The 15933-nt window shown below is 47.2% G+C and carries 14 protein-coding genes; 6 read left to right on the top strand and 8 right to left on the bottom strand.

Translation table 11 applies throughout. The annotated features are described in order from the left end of the window. Positions 1-123 precede the first annotated feature (123 nt). From H8S84_RS14020 to H8S84_RS14000, 5 genes are all read right to left on the bottom strand, one after another. Positions 124-1119, bottom strand: coding sequence for an AAA family ATPase (locus tag H8S84_RS14020; protein WP_187067989.1), 996 nt, complete (start codon positions 1117-1119; stop codon positions 124-126). A gap of 78 nt (positions 1120-1197) precedes the next feature. Beyond that, a complete protein-coding gene (locus H8S84_RS14015; protein WP_187067988.1) occupies positions 1198-1815 on the bottom strand; it encodes a DUF4159 domain-containing protein in 618 nt (205 codons plus the stop codon). Positions 1816-1938: 123 nt separating this feature from the next. Then, entirely contained in the window at positions 1939-3255 is a 1317-nt protein-coding gene (locus tag H8S84_RS14010) for a TldD/PmbA family protein (RefSeq protein WP_187067987.1), read from the bottom strand. A 61-nt stretch (positions 3256-3316) separates the two neighbouring features. Continuing rightward, positions 3317-3679, bottom strand: a complete 363-nt coding sequence (locus H8S84_RS14005) for a four helix bundle protein (protein ID WP_187067986.1) — start codon at positions 3677-3679, stop codon at positions 3317-3319. Positions 3680-3726: 47 nt separating this feature from the next. Continuing rightward, positions 3727-5373 (bottom strand): TldD/PmbA family protein, encoded by a 1647-nt coding sequence (locus H8S84_RS14000; RefSeq protein WP_187067985.1) that lies wholly within the window; start codon positions 5371-5373, stop codon positions 3727-3729. 299 nt (positions 5374-5672) lie between these two features. Here H8S84_RS14000 and H8S84_RS13995 point away from each other — a divergent pair, with 299 nt between their 5' ends. From H8S84_RS13995 to H8S84_RS13975, 5 genes are all read left to right on the top strand, one after another. Then, the gene (locus H8S84_RS13995; protein ID WP_187067984.1) at positions 5673-6758 is read left to right on the top strand and encodes a TlpA family protein disulfide reductase; all 1086 of its coding nucleotides are present in this window, start codon (positions 5673-5675) and stop codon (positions 6756-6758) included. Between the two features lie 123 nt (positions 6759-6881). Beyond that, positions 6882-7394 carry an RNA polymerase sigma factor gene (locus tag H8S84_RS13990; protein ID WP_187067983.1) on the top strand — a complete coding sequence of 171 codons (513 nt, stop codon included), beginning with the start codon at positions 6882-6884 and terminating at the stop codon, positions 7392-7394. Next, complete coding sequence (locus H8S84_RS13985; protein ID WP_187067982.1) at positions 7381-8166, top strand: HEAT repeat domain-containing protein; 786 nt, start codon at positions 7381-7383, stop codon at positions 8164-8166. Before H8S84_RS13990 ends, H8S84_RS13985 begins: the two co-directional genes overlap by 14 nt. 36 nt (positions 8167-8202) lie before the next feature. Further along, complete coding sequence (locus H8S84_RS13980) at positions 8203-9036, top strand: DUF4097 family beta strand repeat-containing protein (protein WP_230407183.1); 834 nt, start codon at positions 8203-8205, stop codon at positions 9034-9036. 45 nt (positions 9037-9081) lie between these two features. Continuing rightward, a complete protein-coding gene (locus tag H8S84_RS13975) occupies positions 9082-9783 on the top strand; it encodes a DUF4097 family beta strand repeat-containing protein (protein ID WP_187067981.1) in 702 nt (233 codons plus the stop codon). A 149-nt stretch (positions 9784-9932) separates the two neighbouring features. On the opposite strand, the gene H8S84_RS13970 is transcribed toward H8S84_RS13975, so the two are convergent. Then, the gene (locus tag H8S84_RS13970) at positions 9933-10571 is read right to left on the bottom strand and encodes a septal ring lytic transglycosylase RlpA family protein (RefSeq protein WP_187067980.1); all 639 of its coding nucleotides are present in this window, start codon (positions 10569-10571) and stop codon (positions 9933-9935) included. Between the two features lie 350 nt (positions 10572-10921). Here H8S84_RS13970 and H8S84_RS13965 point away from each other — a divergent pair, with 350 nt between their 5' ends. Beyond that, entirely contained in the window at positions 10922-11830 is a 909-nt protein-coding gene (locus H8S84_RS13965) for a DUF72 domain-containing protein (RefSeq protein ID WP_187067979.1), read from the top strand. 546 nt (positions 11831-12376) lie between these two features. Here the strand turns inward: H8S84_RS13965 and H8S84_RS13960 are convergent. Both H8S84_RS13960 and H8S84_RS13955 read right to left on the bottom strand, forming a co-directional pair. Further along, entirely contained in the window at positions 12377-14458 is a 2082-nt protein-coding gene (locus H8S84_RS13960; RefSeq protein WP_187067978.1) for an insulinase family protein, read from the bottom strand. 111 nt (positions 14459-14569) lie between these two features. After that, positions 14570-15904 (bottom strand): M16 family metallopeptidase, encoded by a 1335-nt coding sequence (locus tag H8S84_RS13955; RefSeq protein ID WP_187067977.1) that lies wholly within the window; start codon positions 15902-15904, stop codon positions 14570-14572. Between the last annotated feature and the right edge of the window lie 29 nt (positions 15905-15933).

The following is a 15933-nucleotide window of genomic DNA, read 5'->3' as shown; positions in this document are numbered from 1 at the left end:
TATTTAAAGTTTATAGCGCGAGCGTCTTCGCTCGTGTTTACTATAGTGCGGCCTCTGGCCGCTGTACAAACTTGGGCCAGAGGCCCCTGCTATAGTTAGTCACGAGCGTGGACGCTCGCGCCATTATACTAGTACCGCCTTTGGCAACTTTATACTTTGCAGCAGCTCATCCACTACTTTATCCGGAGTTACACGCTCTGCTTCTGCCGCGAAGTTTACCAGCACACGGTGGCGCAGCACGGGGTAAGCCATCGTTTGTATATCGTCGGCAGTTACTGCAAAGCGGCCGTTTAGCAAAGCTCTGGCTTTAGAGGTAAGTATAAGTGCCTGCCCTGCTCTCGGACCTGCTCCCCAGCGACAGTACTTCTTCACAAATTCTATACTTGTACTGTCTGGCCGAGTGGCGCGTACCAGTTGATTTACAAAGCTGAGTAGCTCATCGCTGATGCTTACTTCGCGCACGAGCTGGCGCAGCAGCATCACTTCTTCGCCGCTAAGTATAGGCTGCACCTGTGCCTGCCGCGTGCCGGTGGTGCTGGAAAGTATGTTTAGTTCCTCTTGTTCGGTTGGGTACTTTATTTTAATGTAAAGCAGGAAACGGTCGAGCTGCGCTTCCGGTAGTGGGTACGTTCCGGCCTGTTCTATCGGGTTTTGAGTTGCAAGCAAAAAGAAGGGTTTCGGCAGGAAGTATGTTTTACCGGCATAGGTTACCTCGTGCTCCTGCATGGCCTCCAGCAGCGCTGCCTGCGTTTTGGGTGGTGTACGGTTTATCTCGTCGGCCAGCACGATGTTGGAGAAGATTGGCCCTTCGTTAAACTTGAAAAAGCGTTTGCCTGTGGCATGATCCTCTTCCAGTACCTCGGTGCCCAGTATGTCGGTTGGCATCAGGTCTGGAGTAAACTGTATCCTGCGGAAGCCCAGATCCATCGCGTTACTGAGGGTGCGCACTAGCAAAGTTTTAGCAAGGCCCGGTACGCCCTCCAGTAAACCATGTCCGCCAGCCATCATGGTAATCAGCACCTCGTCGAGTACCTCTTCCTGACCAACAATTACTTTTTGTATTTCCTGCTTTAGCTGTGGCAGCTTGCCGAGCAGGTGGTGTATGTCTTTTTCAGTCATTTTATATTTTGTGATGACTTTGGTAGTAAGTATGTTAGACGCTCGCAGGAGCTGCGCACGCTGTGAGGTCTTTAATGTTTAGCTAGTCAGCGCGTACATGATGATATTCACACCGAACTTGGTATTATCCTCAGCCAGCCAACGCTTATTTCTAAAATCGTAATCCCACTCGCAGCCATAGTCTTTGTTGCTGTAGAGTACTGCTATGCGACCGTTTACTTCTATTGCCTTGAGGTAGTCGTGCACTAGGTCATCGCCCCAGCCGTTCAGCTCAAAACTCGTAGTTGGCGGCCCCTCCTCAAACGTAAAGAAGCTGCGGTAGAGCTTATGGTTATTCGGGATCTTCTTCAGCGCATTGGCTCCGAATATCTGCCGCATCTGCTCCTCAAACGACTTGGCAAAAAGCCCGTCGATGTCGTGGTTGCAGTCGTCTACAAACACAAAGCCGCCATTCTTCACATAGGTCTCAAAGTTCTGCCGCTCCTTCTGGTTAAACTGCACCAGCTTGTGCCCGCTCAGGTAACTGAAAGGGTAATTAAATAACTCCGAACTTTCCAGCGAAATCACCTTCTCCTGCTCGTTTACCGGCACCGTGGTGTACTGGATAAGCGAGTGCAGCAAATTGCTCGGCATGCGTGGGTCGGTATCCCAGTTGCCGGAGCGGTATTGCAGACGCACGAAGGTGAAAGGTTGCACTGGTTATGGTTTGGTTTTAAACTAACTGTCATCTCGAACAACGTGAGAGATCTTATTCAAATTCATTTCAGATCTCTCCTATCGTCGAGATGACAGGAAAAGTAGTTAGTAATTCAGCAGCAATTATACCGCATCTGATAAACTCGTGAACGTAAAGTCACGGATCTTCATTGGCGGAATTAGGCTACCGTTGATGCGTTGCGGTTTGCCAAGTGCCTCTAAGTTATTCAGCATGATAATCGGGCTCTCGTTAAAGCGGAAGTTCTTTACCGGGTACATGATCTTGCCGTTTTCGATGTAGAACGTACCGTCGCGGGTAAGGCCGGTGTAGAGCAGCGTTTGTGGGTCTACGGTGCGGATGTACCACAGGCGCGTAACCAGTATGCCGCGCTTAGTGCTTTTAATCATATCCTCTAATGAAGAATTGCCGCCTTCCATGATCACGTTGCTTGGCGGTGGAACAGACACTGCTCCTTTGTTAGAAGCCCAGTAGCGGGTGTTGTACAGGTTTTTCACCACGCCTTTGTCTATCCAGGTAATTTTTTTCTGCGCTCGGCCGTCGCCAGCAAATGGTGAACCCGGTACTTCTGGGTGCGACGGATCAGAATACACATTGATACGCTCATCCACCAACTTCTCGCCCACCTTGGTTTTGCCACCCGGCTTGCTCAGGAAGCTGCGGCCTTCTTCGGCATTGCGCTGGTCCATGTTAAAGAACATGTTTTGCAGCAGGTCGATAGAAGCGGCAGGCTCCAGAATAACGGTATACTTACCTGGCTCCAGCGCCTTAGCGTTACGCGAGTTAGCTGCTTTCTCGGCGGCTATTTGTGATGCTTTGCCTGTATCCAGCTTGCTTACATCCGAAAAGTCCTGCGTTACATAGCCAGAACCGGTGCCGTCTTCGGTACGCATAGTTACCGAGAAATCCACGAAGGTAGACGGATGATAGGCGAACAAGCCTTTGTTGTTCATCTTCGACGTGAAGTTGGTGTAGTGCTCCAGGAAGCCAGCGGCTGTCAGGCCTTTGTCGGCGGCTGCTTTTATACTTTTAGCGGCTGCCTCTGCTCTGTAAGCCGGGTCTATTTTAGCTGTAGAGTCAAAGTGGGCTTTGGTGGAGATATACTCCTGTGGCCCCAGGAACTCTATATATTCCGGGCTTTCTGGTGCCAGGCGCGCTGTCTCCTCAGAGCGGCGGATTACCTTCTCTAAAGACTTATCGTCAAACTCATTGATTGTAGCCACGCCGGAACGTTTGCCGAAACGAGACTCTACAGCCATGGTAGTGTTTTCTTCAGCACCGCTGGTAGATACCTCGTTACGTGCGTAGCGGATGTTGCCGCCACTGTTGCCGCTAAGTGTTATCTCACACTCGTCAGCTTTCGAAAAACTCAGCGCTTTCTTTAGTATCGCCTGAGCTTCTTCTCTTGATAATATTGCCATTTTTGATGTCTTCTAAAATTGAAACCAATTGCTATATCAGTTCTGAGTTTTGGGTTCTGAGTCACGAGTTTTTTTCTTTTTGCTGAGAAGTGAGAATTATACTTCGCAGGATTTTGATTAACTCGTCACACTCGCTGTGGATGCTTTTAAAGGCATCTGGTTTTACATAATCTGAGTCTTTTAATAGTCGTAGCCAATAACTCGTTTCTCTGGCTTCTTTAAGGGCTATGCTTAATTTGTGTCTGAAGTCGGCTTTACTTTGGCCGCCGAGTGCTTCTTCTACATTTGCTCCTATAGATGTACCACTTCTTAAAACTTGTTTTGCCAGTACAAATTCCCGTTGCTCTTGCGTCAGGTGCTTATAAAGTTTGATAATTCGCAAAGCAAAATTGTAAGACTTAGTAGCAACTATACTTTCGGCCATATTTTAAAAAATAACTCAAGACTCAGAATTCAGAACTCGAGACTCATTTAAATTTTTCGCGCTGTGTTGATCACGTTTACACCGTTAAAGCGGGTGTGGGCAGAGCCGTGTGATACTGCGCTTACCTGGCTTGGTTGGCCTTTGCCGTCGAAGAACGAGCCGAACAGGCGGTAATCGCTTTCGTCGCAGGAGCCGGCGCAGGAGTTCCAGAATTCCTGGGTATTGCTCTGGTAAGCCACGTCTTCTAACGGACCAACAATTTTACCATTCTTAATCTCGTGGAAAGTAGTGCCACCGAACTGGAAGTTGTAGCGCTGCTGGTCGATAGAGTAAGAGCCTCGGCCGGCGATATATATTCCTTTGTCTACACCACTTATTAACTGATCCACATTCATCTTCTCTTTGCCTGGTGCCAGCGATACGTTTGGCATGCGCTGGAACTGCACTGAACTCCAGCTGTCGGCGTAGCAGCAGCCATGAGATTCGTCTTCGTTAATGATATGCGCCTGGTCACGGATGGCCTGGTAGTTCACCAATATACCGTCCTTTATCAGATCCCACTTCTTGGTTTTCACGCCTTCATCATCCCAGCCTACATAGCCAAGCGATCCTGGCTGCGTCTTATCGGCAAAAATGTTTACTTTATCAGAGCCATACTTAAAGTTCTTCGACTTCCACTTATCCAGCGTGGCAAATGAAGTACCAGCGTAGTTAGCTTCGTAGCCAAGTACACGGTCCAGCTCCAGCGGGTGACCAACAGACTCGTGGATAGTTAAGCCAAGGTGGTTAGGGTCCAGCACTAAGTCATACTTGCCTGCCATCACCGATTTAGCTGTCAGTTTCTCTTTCGCCTGCTTAGCGGCCAGAGCAGCGTCTTCCAGCATATCATAAGCATAGCGATAGCCCATCAAGCCGGTGCCTTCCGGTCCTTTTATCTTTTCAGACGCCTTAGGGATCATGTACTCATAGCCCATACCCATTGGCGCGCTTAGCGCTTCGCGGGTCTTGAACTTGCCACTAGCCTTATCTACAGCCGTTACAGTGAAGTTAGGCCAGATACGGTGCACGTCCTGATCGATATAAGAACCCTCGGTGGAGGCAAAATACTTCTGCTCATTTACTTGGAACAGGGCCGAATTAACGAAGTTGGCGCCATTCTCCATGGCTTTGGCGTTGGCAGCCAACAGCAGGTCAGCCTTCTCGCCTACAGGCACTTCGAAAGCATTTTTCTGAATAGGAGTCTTCCAGCTTACTTCGCCGTAGCCTTTAACAGGGGCTAATTTTACCGGCTCTTTCTGTAGTTTGGAGTTAGCTTTAGCAATGGCAACAGCCTGCTCAGCAGCTTTGGCTACGCCTTTATCCGATACATCCGAAGTAGCGGCAAAGCCCCAAGTGCCGTTTGCCAGTACACGCACGCCCACACCATAAGATTCAGCGTTTACGATGTTCTGTACCTGCTTCTCACGGGTAAAAACATACTGCTGCAGATAACGGCCAATTCGCACATCAGCGTAAGAGGCGCCTTTAGACTTTGCAGTGTTAAGGGCCACATCGGCAAGTTTCTTTTTCAGGGCCGAGTCTACGGTCTCCAGCAAGCGCTCCGGCGATACAATATCGCCGAATACAGGAATGGAGGGTAGCATTAAGCCTCCGAATCCCAGCGCTGATAGTTCAAGAAAATTTCGTCTTTTCAAAGTATGGTAAGGTTAGTTTAAAGTTTGATGAGTTTAGTTTTCGGTAACTAAGTATACTAATATTAAAGGTGTTGTCAAAATAATGAGCTGGTAAAAAAGCTTAAAGCGGGTATTGTATAGATAAATAACGGAATAGGCTATATCAAAACAGCTGCGGCAATAGGGCTTTAATTCAGCTATTGGCACAGCTGATGCCGGTTGGCGCTGCAGAAAATTTGCCTGTAGCTGTAATGTTATGTCTGCTCGGTCGTCTTGTTATTATAATGGTTTAAGTAAGGGTTTAACAAGTTTGATTGGCTATGAAAAAAGTTGTTTTAATGTTGGTTTTGCTGTTTGCCGCATCCGCAGGCTTTGGACAGCACAAGTTTTACTACACATTGGTTGTAGCACCCCATCAAACTCAGAAGGCAAACAAACTCTTTATAGCATATGAAATTGCAGGTACAAAGTATATTGATAGCCTGACGCTGGATAAGAAGCAACTAACCCTGAATAAGAAGCTAACGCAGCCGGTTGCAGCCATACTTTACACCGATAACAAGGCTATTAGCCCTGCGGCAGTTTTTCTGGCAAATAATACCTTACAAGTGTATGTAGATGCGGCGGCTGTCAGAACAGACCAAACGCCGCTCCAGAACGATTTTCTACTTTTGACTGAGAACGACAGGGTGCGGCCAAAATATTTTCCGTTGTATGGCGAGCTTACGGCTAAGAACGACACGACAGGGTTAAATAAATTGGCTATACTTTTTGACAGTTTAAAAACCGATGATGTTAAGAAAGCCTCTGATTACTTCAGTAAGCATAAAGACTCATTTCTAAGTTTACTTGCCTTTACCCGGCTCACAAGTTCGCTAACAGACCCATCAGCAGTAGAACAGTATTATAAGCAACTGCCAGATTGGGCGAAAGACAGTCCTGAGGGTAAAAGCATCTTGTCAAGAATAAAAGGCGCAAAGGCCACACAACTAGGCAGTAAAGCAATTGGGTTTACTCAGAGGTTAGCTACCGGGGGAAGTATAAACCTGGAGCGTTTTAAAGGCAAATATGTGTTGCTGGACTTTTGGGCGAGTTGGTGCGGGCCTTGCAGAAAGGAGCACCCAAACATTGCCCGTGCCTACGAAGAGCTGAAAGAGAAAGGATTTGAAGTTGTCTCCGTCTCTTTGGATACAAACGAAAAGGCGTGGCTAGGTGCCATCGAGAAAGACAGCATGACCTGGACAAACGTGTCGAATTTGAAAGGGTTTGAGGATGAGGTGGCCATAAAGTATAGCATACAGGTGTTGCCGGCCAATTTCCTGATTAATCCGGATGGGGTTATCATAGCCAAAGACCTGAAGGGAGAGGAACTTGTGATGTTGTTAGAGTCTATTATAGAGGAATAAGAGTGGTATGATGTGCGCCTAAGTTTTGCACCTGTGCAGTGTGATAGTGCGGTTGTAAAAATATTTTAGAAAATTTAAGAATCAGCTGTAATGTTTACCTACCTGCGTCGTCTTTGTAATTGAATGGATCTACTAGAGTTTAAGCAAAAGGTACTACCTGCCAAACACAAGCTATACCGGCTGGCCTCTTTCCTGTTGCAGAGCAGGGAGGAGGCGGAGGATGTGCTGCAGGATGTGTTTCTTAAACTCTGGTCTAATAAAGAAAAACTTGATGCCTGCCAAAGTATAGAGGCCTTTGCCATGAGTGTAACTAAAAACCTGTGCCTGGATAGGCTAAAGGCAAAGAAAAGAAAGCACATGGTAGATGTAACGGGGCTTGAGCTGGATTCGGAAACGGTATCGCCTTACCAGAGTTACGAACTGGCAGACAGCGTGAACAAGGTGCAGGATCTGCTTAGCCTTCTTCCGGAACAGCAACGGCTTATACTTCACCTGCGCGATGTGGAGGGCTATACTTTTGAGGAGATGGAGCAGATCACAAACCTGACGGTAAACAACATGCGGGTTATACTTTCGAGGGCCCGCAAAAGTGTACGCGACGGGTATTTAAAGCTAGAGAATTATGAAGCAAGATAGCATAGCAGCATTACTGGATAAGTACTACGAAGGCAACACCACGCTGGCCGAAGAGGCCTGGTTGCGCGAGTATTTTACCCAGGAGCAGGAACTGCCGGAGCACCTTCGCAAGCATGCAGTCCAGTTTAATGGCCTTGCTCAGCAGCAGGAGATACTGTTAGATGAAAGTATAACTGACGATTGGCTACTGGCTAAAATTGAGAAGCCGGAGCAGCAGCAAAAAGGAAAGCAGCTTTTTATGCCTTTGGCAAGCGGTGCTAAAGTATGGCGGGTGGCTGCAAGTATACTTTTATTGCTGGGCGTGTTCTGGGCGGGCTTTTACTTTGCAAAACAGCAAACCGTTTCGCAGGAGAATGAAATGGCGGCACTTCGCCAGGACGTGAAAGACCTGAAAGAGGCACTGGCTACGCCTGAAAACAGTTATTCGGCCAGTGAGCGCATACAGCTGGTAAGCCAGGAGTTTGATAAGGCTCCGGACGATGCGGTAGTAGATGCGCTTATCAGCACTATGAACCATGATACTAACGTGAATGTGCGGCTGGCCGCCTGTGAAGCTCTGTACCAGTTTAAAGAAAACAGGAAAGTACGGGAAGCTTTTATCCAGGCACTGAAACAGCAATCAGACCCGCTCATGCAGATCACCCTGATTGATATGCTGGTAAACATGAAAGAGAAACGCGCAGTGCAGCCTCTGCAGGAGCTTGCCGAGAAAAAGAACTTATTGCCTATAGTGAAAGACAAAGCCGCCCAAGGAGTCGGCATCCTGATATAAGATCATACATAAAATTAGTTTAAAACACACACTAACATGAAAAAGACAATGTTACTGGCATCGCTTTGCCTATTGCTAACTACTGCACCGCTACTGGCACAAACCAGTACTGGCGGAGAGGGACGATCCGCATCGCAGGCAAAGCAAAATGCTACCTACAAAGCAAAGATTAACAACAGCAAAGACAGCAAGATCATTATCACCATGACCCAGAGCAATGTGCAGATAGTAGGGCACAACTCGGATGAGGTGGTAATAGACGGAGGCAAGTATACACCGGCACCAGCGCGTGCTGCGGGCCTGAAGCCGCTTTACAATACAGCCGAAGACAACACAGAAATTGGGCTTTCGGTTACAAAAGAGGGCAATACGATGCGCATTACGCAGGCTTCGCGCCATAGCAACAAGTATACGATCAAGGTGCCTAAAAACGCTTCGGTAATGTACCAGGAAACCTCGTGGGGAGGCAGCAATGTGGCTGTAACAGACCTTGACGGTGAGATTGAGCTGAAGCTGAACAGTGCAGGCGCTACACTTACGAACGTGTCAGGACCTGTGGTGGCAACATCTACATCCGGCGATTTTATTGTAAAGTATGACAAGGTAAACCAAAGCAAACCTACCTCTATCTCAACGGTGAGCGGCATTATTGACCTTACCCTGCCAGCCAGCACCAAAGCCGACTTTAAACTGAAAACTATCACCGGCGAAGTATACACTGACTTTGACATGAACCTGCCCAACGCCAACCGGGATAACCTGGCAAGAGTTGGTGGCAACAATAAAATAGATGGCAAAACAAACGGTGGCGGTGTGGAGATGAGCCTGTATACCATCAGCAACAACATCTACATCCGGAAAGCCAAGTAATTATTTATCAAGAGCTGTTTTACCACCTTATAAAAGTATAAGACCATGAAAAGACTAACCTTACTTTTGATATGCTGGCTCCTGCTGCTAGGTATGGTGCAGGCACAGCCAAAGACAGTAGAAAAAACATTAAAGGTGCCGGCTAACAAGCGCGTAGACCTGCAACTAAAGTTTGGCGACAACATCAAAATAACTGCCTGGGATAAAAAAGAGGCATCTGTTAAAGTTACTTACGAGGTAAATGGCGGTAAGCTAAACGATGCCCTGCTATTGAACTTTGACGAAGACCAGGAAAGTGCCCGTGTAAAAGTAGATTTCGATAAGGAGCTGATGAAAAACGGTAAAGCAGAAGATTGCCCTGACAGCAAAGGCTACTCTACCTACAGTGATGGCAGCAGAAGCTATACTTGCAGCACCATTAATTACGAAATATTTGTACCCCGCGACGCAGACCTGACTGTGGAAACCATTAACGGAGACATCGAAATAAGAGGCGTAACTGGGCCGGTAGCAGCTAAATCTATCAGTGGCTTTGTAGATATGAACTGGGCAGCAAAAAAGGGGGCGGGCGTTTCTCTGAAAACGATAACCGGTGAGGTATATACCGACATGGACATTGCCTTTGCCAACAAAAAAGAGAAAACGCCCTTAGTTGGCTACGAGCTTAATGGCACCTTAAACGGCGGCGGCACCGACATTAAACTGGAAAGTATAAGCAACAATGTGTACTTCCGGAAACAGAACTAATTTATTTTACTCTCCTTTAAAAGCGCAGCTCCTAGGCTGTGCTTTTTTGTTACAAGGCGCTATGCCAGCGAACAATGATTGGAAGTATAAAAGCGAAGGGCACAGGATAATTAAACCCTGTGCCCTTCGCTTTTATACTAAAGAGTTGCTTATGCCTCTTTTACCAGCCCCGAAAGGCCTTCTTCTTTCAGAAGCTCGTTAAAAGCTTCTGCCTCCTTACGGTTGTCAAAGCGACCTGCTCTGATGCGGTGTACTTTCTTGCCTCTGGAGTTATCTTCCATCAGTTCCACATCCAAGGTCTTGTCAAATGCCTTAAGCTTCTGGCTAAGCGCCTGCGCATTTTTAAGGCTAGTGTAAGCGCCTGTTTGGATGGTGTAGAAACCGGCGTTTTTAGGATCGTAGTCGCCTGGCAATTCCAGTACTTCTACTTTCACGTTTCCGATTCCCTGCCCATGGAATGCAAGCTTTTTGGCTGCTACCTCCGATACGTCAATGATACGGTCGCCTACAAAAGGGCCTCTGTCGTTGATGCGCAGAACTACTGATTCTTCGTTCTCGAGGTTGGTTACTTTAACCTTTGTGCCAAAAGGAAGTGTTTTGTGTGCTGCGGTCATGTCGTTCTTATTGTAACGCTCACCGCTGCTGGTTTTTCTACCGTGGTATTTGCTTCCGTACCACGATGCCTGTCCTGTCTGGACGTCCTGGGTTTGTGCGAATGTTGGTTGGCTAATGCCGATAAATAGAAAAATAATGAATGTTAAAAAGTAGCACTTTCTATTATTTATCATAACTGATAATAGTTGGTGAAGCCGCAAAATTACGGAATATTTTTCAAACGAGACCTTTTACGCGATTATTGTGGCGAGGATGTAGGGGGATATTGCTGGCGTTTCAAAAATTGCTACAAGTCAAATTTGAACAAAAAGGCTGTTTAAAGCCTGTAAAGCCATATTTTTGCTGCGGATAAGTATAGAAAATAGACTATAAAAAATAATAAAATTTTTTTTCTTGTCAAGTATAAATTGCAGTATAGTCAAAATTGGTTTTGTCATATTTGGCTATTTAGTATAAATATAGAAATGAAGTGTAAGTTGCTTATATTTAAGCATATACGTATAGTGAAGTTAAAGTATAAACTATGGATTTCGGAAAGCTATCAGATATCAGTCGTGTAAACTTTGCGCTGCCCCCAGATCACCCCGACACGCTGCCTTTGCTGCAGCAGTCCGGCACCTATTTAAAGCCGCAGGTGCACATCGGATTGCCGGTTTGGGTAAACAAAGCATGGGTGGGTAAATACTATCCTGCCCATATGCCTGAAAAGGAATCGCTGCTGTGGTATGGCAAGCAGTTTAACACCATTGAACTAAACAGTACGCATTACCATATACCTAGCCCTACTACTTTAGATCGCTGGCGAAATGCTGTGCCGCAGGGGTTTAAGTTCTGCCCAAAGTTTCCGCAGCTTATCAGCCATGAGGCAGCGCTTCGCAGCACACAAGATGTAACAGCCGCCTTTTGCGAGGCCATTGCCGGCTTTGAGGATAAACTGGGGAGTTCTTTTCTGCAGTTGCCGCCATACTTTGCTCCTGCTCAGCTACCGGACCTGGAGGCTTTTCTTGCCTTTATACCTGAAAGTATACCCATTACGGTAGAGCTGCGCCACCCGGACTGGTTTACAGATAATGTGGCCAGCCTGGAGTTGTTTGAAGTGCTGGAGAAGTATAGAGTGGGAACTGTGCTAACCGATGTGGCCGGACGACGTGATGTGCTGCACATGCGCCTGACCACGCCCTCTGCCATGGTGCGCTTTGTTGGCAACGGCCTGCACCCCACAGATTATACCCGCATCGATGACTGGGTGCAGCGCCTGAAAGTATGGTTTGAAAATGGCCTACGTCAGTTATACTTTTTTGTGCACGAACCAGATAATACCTTAGCTCCAGAGCTGGAGACATACCTGGTAGAGCAGCTGAATAAAGTATGTGGCTTTGATCTGAAGCCTCCGAAAAGGTTTGTACAGCCGGTGCAGGGAGAGTTATTTTAGGGAGTTTGCCATACTCTGGGTTAAACCACGAAAGGAATGAAAAATTACGAATGGGGCTGCTGAATCAGCAGAAGTATGATAATGAGGAAGCGTGTTAACCCACCCCTAGCCCCTCCGAAGAGGGGAATTTCTGCTGTTGCTTTATTATAACTCTATACTTTATAGCAGCGGCCGTATTGCGGACAGGTCGCGACCTGTCCCTACCAATTAGAATTTATACTTCTATTCCAGTTGGATCAACAGCAAACGAAGAAGTGTCTTTCCAGTCCTTGGGTGGGGGTAGGGGCCCTCGAGAAAGAGCGCCTTGCAGCTGTTGCGGTGCCCATTAGGGCAGCCGAAGCAAAGCGGAGGTAGCTTCAGGTACACAGCGCGATGCCCGAGGACGAGCCCACGCGGGCTTGAGCGCACCAAGGCCAAAGGTGAAACAATAGGCAGGTAAGACTGAGGAATAACGCTAACTCGATATAAAACAACTACAAAGTATAAAAAGCAAAAGAGGCTAACCTGTTGGCTAGCCTCTTTTATCAGCAAGTATAAAGTTTATACTTACAGCTTAAACGTGTCGTCGCTTAAGCCTTTGTTTACTTCAATGTTCTTTACTTCAGCCTTAATCACCTGCGGGCCAATCGTGGTTTCCACTACATAAGGGAATTTTACACCATTCACTTCTTTGTAGTCGCTGTATGTTTTAGTTTGGGTGATAACACCCTGTGGGCCTTGCAAATTGTTTACCTCCTTCAAGCGCAGGCCACTGTCTTTAGCAAAGTAGTGCAGCGATTTCTGTCCATTTGGCAGCGTTATCTCTACCGCATAGGCGTCTTTGCCATCCACTTTCTCCATTCCGGTAAGTTTGGTTTTGATGCCAAGCTTATCGTACTGCAACGAAGGGAACATATTAGACTCCAGTTTCTGGGTCTTTAGCTCCTCTGGAGTCAACTCTTTGTTCATGCCCTGCATAGGTGCTTCCATTTTGCCTTTGTCTCCGTTGATGATTACACGCTGCATAGGGTTGTTGTTCATCAACACCTGTATAGCAAAGTGATCGTTACCCTTTTGCTGGTGTACAAAAGTTAGAGGCATGCCCTGAATGGTGGCATTGCTGGTAATGGTTACATCTTTCAGCTTATCGATATTGGCTTTGCCACCAATAGCTTTAATGTGATTGTTTAGTACAGTTTCGGCAGTAAGCCCAGCTGGTACACCCATGGCAGCGCGATCTACTTTTTCGCCTGTGGTGCTATAGTATTCAATGTTGCCGTCTTTGTCAAACTTTTTCAACTTGTCGGCTACCTCGCCTGCATTACCTACTGCCAGGATATACATCTTGTCTGGCTGAATATACTTTTGTGCCACGCGCTGTACATCTTCTGCGGTAACTGCCTCTACTTTTTTCAGGTAGTTGGCATAGTAATCTTCAGGCAGTCCATAACGGGCTGTGTTGATTGCATATACGGCAACAGTTGCCGGGTTTTCAAGGCCACGGCCGTAGCTGCCCATTACATAGGCTTTGGCATCGCGAAGCTCTTCGGCAGACACACGCTGGTTGCGCATCTTGTTAAGCTCGTTCATAAACTCTACTACGGCACTGTCGGTTACGGCATTGCGTACGCTGGCATTTGCACTAAAGCGGCCTAATATCTCATCATTGGTTACACCAGAGTATGCACCGTAAGTATAGCCATGCGTTTCGCGCAGGTTCTTGAACAGGCGGGCATCCATGCCACCGCCAAGTATGTTGTTCATCAGTGTGGCTGCCACAGCATCTTCTGCGCCTGGCTTAAGGTCGATCGGGTTTGTCAGCATCAGTACGCTTTGCACTGCGCTAGGTCTGTCAACGACAACTACTTGTGTCTGCGCTGGCTGCTTAGGCAGGTCATACTTTACGTCTTTTACTTCACCTTTTTTCCAGTTCTTAAGCGACTTGTTGAGTAGCTTCTTCATCTCTTTTGGCGTAACGTCGCCTACAACCGCTAAATAGCCAATGTTTGGCTTATAGTAAGTGTTGTAGTAGTTCTGGATGTCCTGCAGTGTGAAGTTGTCCACTGTCTGCTCCGTCATGATCTCGCCGTATGGGTGATCTTTGCCATACAGCACCATGTTACGAGTGCGGCTGGCAATAGCATCTGGGTTATCCTTAGACTGTGCCAGGTTGGCCTTCATCTGCTTCTTGATCTTGTCAAGTTCCTCCTGTGTGAACTTAGGGTTTAGCAGTGCATCTGTGGTAAGCTCCACCAGGGTTGGCAGGTGCTTTTTAAGAGACGATGCATTAAAACCTGTTGAGGAGAAGCCAAGGTTGGCGCCAATAAAGTCAACCTGCTCATCAAACTGATCTTTGGTGCGGTTGGTGGTTCCGGTGCGCATCATCTGGCCTGCAGCCTGCACATATCCTGCCTTATCGCCTTCCAGAATAGGGTCTCTGTCTAAAACCAACGACATAGATACTACTGGTAGCTTATGGTTTTCCACCACGTATACTTTCAGGCCATTCTTTAAAGTAAAGTGCTCATATTTGCCCAATTCAATTTTAGGGGCCGGACCTGGTGGCGGAGGGGTTTGTTTTGTCTGGGCTGGCGCAACATAAACAAGCGCCATTGCCAGGAATGCAGTACTAAAGAATTTCTTTATCATGATTTCTTTTAAGTTTTAACCTGACGAAAGACTGTTTGACAGTGGACAAAAGAAGCTTAGAAAGTATAAATCTGCTTTGTCTGATGTCGTAGAGTCCTTTGTCTGAAAATATTACTTAGCCTGTGCTGACTTTGGCAGATAATGAAGCACCACACGGTTGTTTTTTGTGAGGTACTCGTTTGCCACACGCTTGATGTCTTCTTTGGTCACGTTTAGGTAACGCTGCAGCTCTGTGTTGATCAGGTTAGCATCGCCAAAGTATACATGGTAGTTTGCAAGGCTTTCGGCGCGGCCGGCAACAGTGCTGTTCTGCTGCACAAACTGGCTCTCTACCTGGTTGCGCAGTTTCTGGAACTCGCGGTCAGTTAGTGGCTCAGTTTTTACGCGCTCAATTTCAGCGTTCATGGCTTTCTCCAGGTCATCCACCTCTACGCCCATGTTGGCAATGGCAAACGTCAGGAACAGGCCCGGATCTTCTGTCGGGAATGGTATAGAAGCCGCAGCTACGGCTTTCTGCTGCTTGTCTACCAGCGCTTTTGGTAAGCGGGCACTCTCGCCGCCAGACAACAAAGTAGTCAGCAAAGAAAGAGCATAGTAATCTTCTGTGCCCTGTGCCGGAATGTGGTACGCCTGGATAACAGCTGGCAGTTGGATGTTGTCGTAAACAGTTTTGCGACGCTCCTCTGTCTGCTTTGGCTCTACAACATTAGGACGAGGAATTTCTTTTGTGCCTTTTGCAATGCCGCCAAAGTACTTTTCGATCATCTTTTTAGTTTCCTCTATGTTAATGTCGCCGGCAACAGAAAGGGTAGCGTTGTTTGGCACATAGAAGGTCTTGTAGAAATCACGGAACTCCTCAATGCTGGCTGCATTAAGATCTTTAAAAGAGCCGATTGGCATTGATTTGTAAGGGTGCTTGGTATACGCCAGCGAGAATACGTTTTCGCCCATAGAGCCGTACGGCTGGTTGTCGATGCGCTCACGCTTTTCTTCCTGTACTACCTTGCGCTGCGTCTCTACGCCTGTTTCGTCAATCTTAGCATGCTTCATACGCTCTGCCTCCAGCCACAGTCCAAGTTCTACCTGGTTAGATGGCAGCAACTCGTAATAATAAGTGCGGTCGAAAGAGGTATTGGCATTTAGTGCTCCACCTGCTTTTTGTACAAGCGAGCTGTACTGGCCACGGTCTATGTTCTCAGTGCCTTCAAACATAAGGTGCTCAAAAAAGTGCGCAAAGCCTGAGCGACCTTCCACTTCGTTTTTAGAGCCCACATGGTACAGCACCGACACCGCTACATTGGGTGTAGACTTGTCCTGGTGCAGAATTACGTGTAGGCCGTTCGGGAGCGTGTACTCCGTAAAATCAATCTTGTTGCCTTTGGTTTGCGCCATTGCCGTAAAGCAGGAAGCACACCATAAAAGACACAGTAATAACTTGCGTTTCATGTTTTGCTATTTAATGAAGAGAATACTGT

This window comes from Pontibacter cellulosilyticus (assembly GCF_014306105.1).
In the GTDB taxonomy this organism is placed as follows: Bacteria; Bacteroidota; Bacteroidia; order Cytophagales; family Hymenobacteraceae; genus Pontibacter; species Pontibacter cellulosilyticus.
This window is presented reverse-complemented; position numbering and strand designations above follow the sequence as displayed.

Excerpts from the sequence above, each read along its gene's own strand:
- H8S84_RS14020 (WP_187067989.1), bottom strand. The coding sequence starts at position 1,119 with ATGACTGAAAAAGACATACACCACCTGCTCGGCAAGCTGCCACAGCTA.
- H8S84_RS14010 (WP_187067987.1), bottom strand. The coding sequence starts at position 3,255 with ATGGCAATATTATCAAGAGAAGAAGCTCAGGCGATACTAAAGAAAGCG.
- H8S84_RS14005 (WP_187067986.1), bottom strand. The coding sequence starts at position 3,679 with ATGGCCGAAAGTATAGTTGCTACTAAGTCTTACAATTTTGCTTTGCGA.
- H8S84_RS13995 (WP_187067984.1), top strand. The coding sequence starts at position 5,673 with ATGAAAAAAGTTGTTTTAATGTTGGTTTTGCTGTTTGCCGCATCCGCA.
- H8S84_RS13990 (WP_187067983.1), top strand. The coding sequence starts at position 6,882 with ATGGATCTACTAGAGTTTAAGCAAAAGGTACTACCTGCCAAACACAAG.
- H8S84_RS13985 (WP_187067982.1), top strand. The coding sequence starts at position 7,381 with ATGAAGCAAGATAGCATAGCAGCATTACTGGATAAGTACTACGAAGGC.
- H8S84_RS13980 (WP_230407183.1), top strand. The coding sequence starts at position 8,203 with ATGAAAAAGACAATGTTACTGGCATCGCTTTGCCTATTGCTAACTACT.
- H8S84_RS13975 (WP_187067981.1), top strand. The coding sequence starts at position 9,082 with ATGAAAAGACTAACCTTACTTTTGATATGCTGGCTCCTGCTGCTAGGT.
- H8S84_RS13970 (WP_187067980.1), bottom strand. The coding sequence starts at position 10,571 with ATGATAAATAATAGAAAGTGCTACTTTTTAACATTCATTATTTTTCTA.
- H8S84_RS13965 (WP_187067979.1), top strand. The coding sequence starts at position 10,922 with ATGGATTTCGGAAAGCTATCAGATATCAGTCGTGTAAACTTTGCGCTG.
- H8S84_RS13960 (WP_187067978.1), bottom strand. The coding sequence starts at position 14,458 with ATGATAAAGAAATTCTTTAGTACTGCATTCCTGGCAATGGCGCTTGTT.
- H8S84_RS13955 (WP_187067977.1), bottom strand. The coding sequence starts at position 15,904 with ATGAAACGCAAGTTATTACTGTGTCTTTTATGGTGTGCTTCCTGCTTT.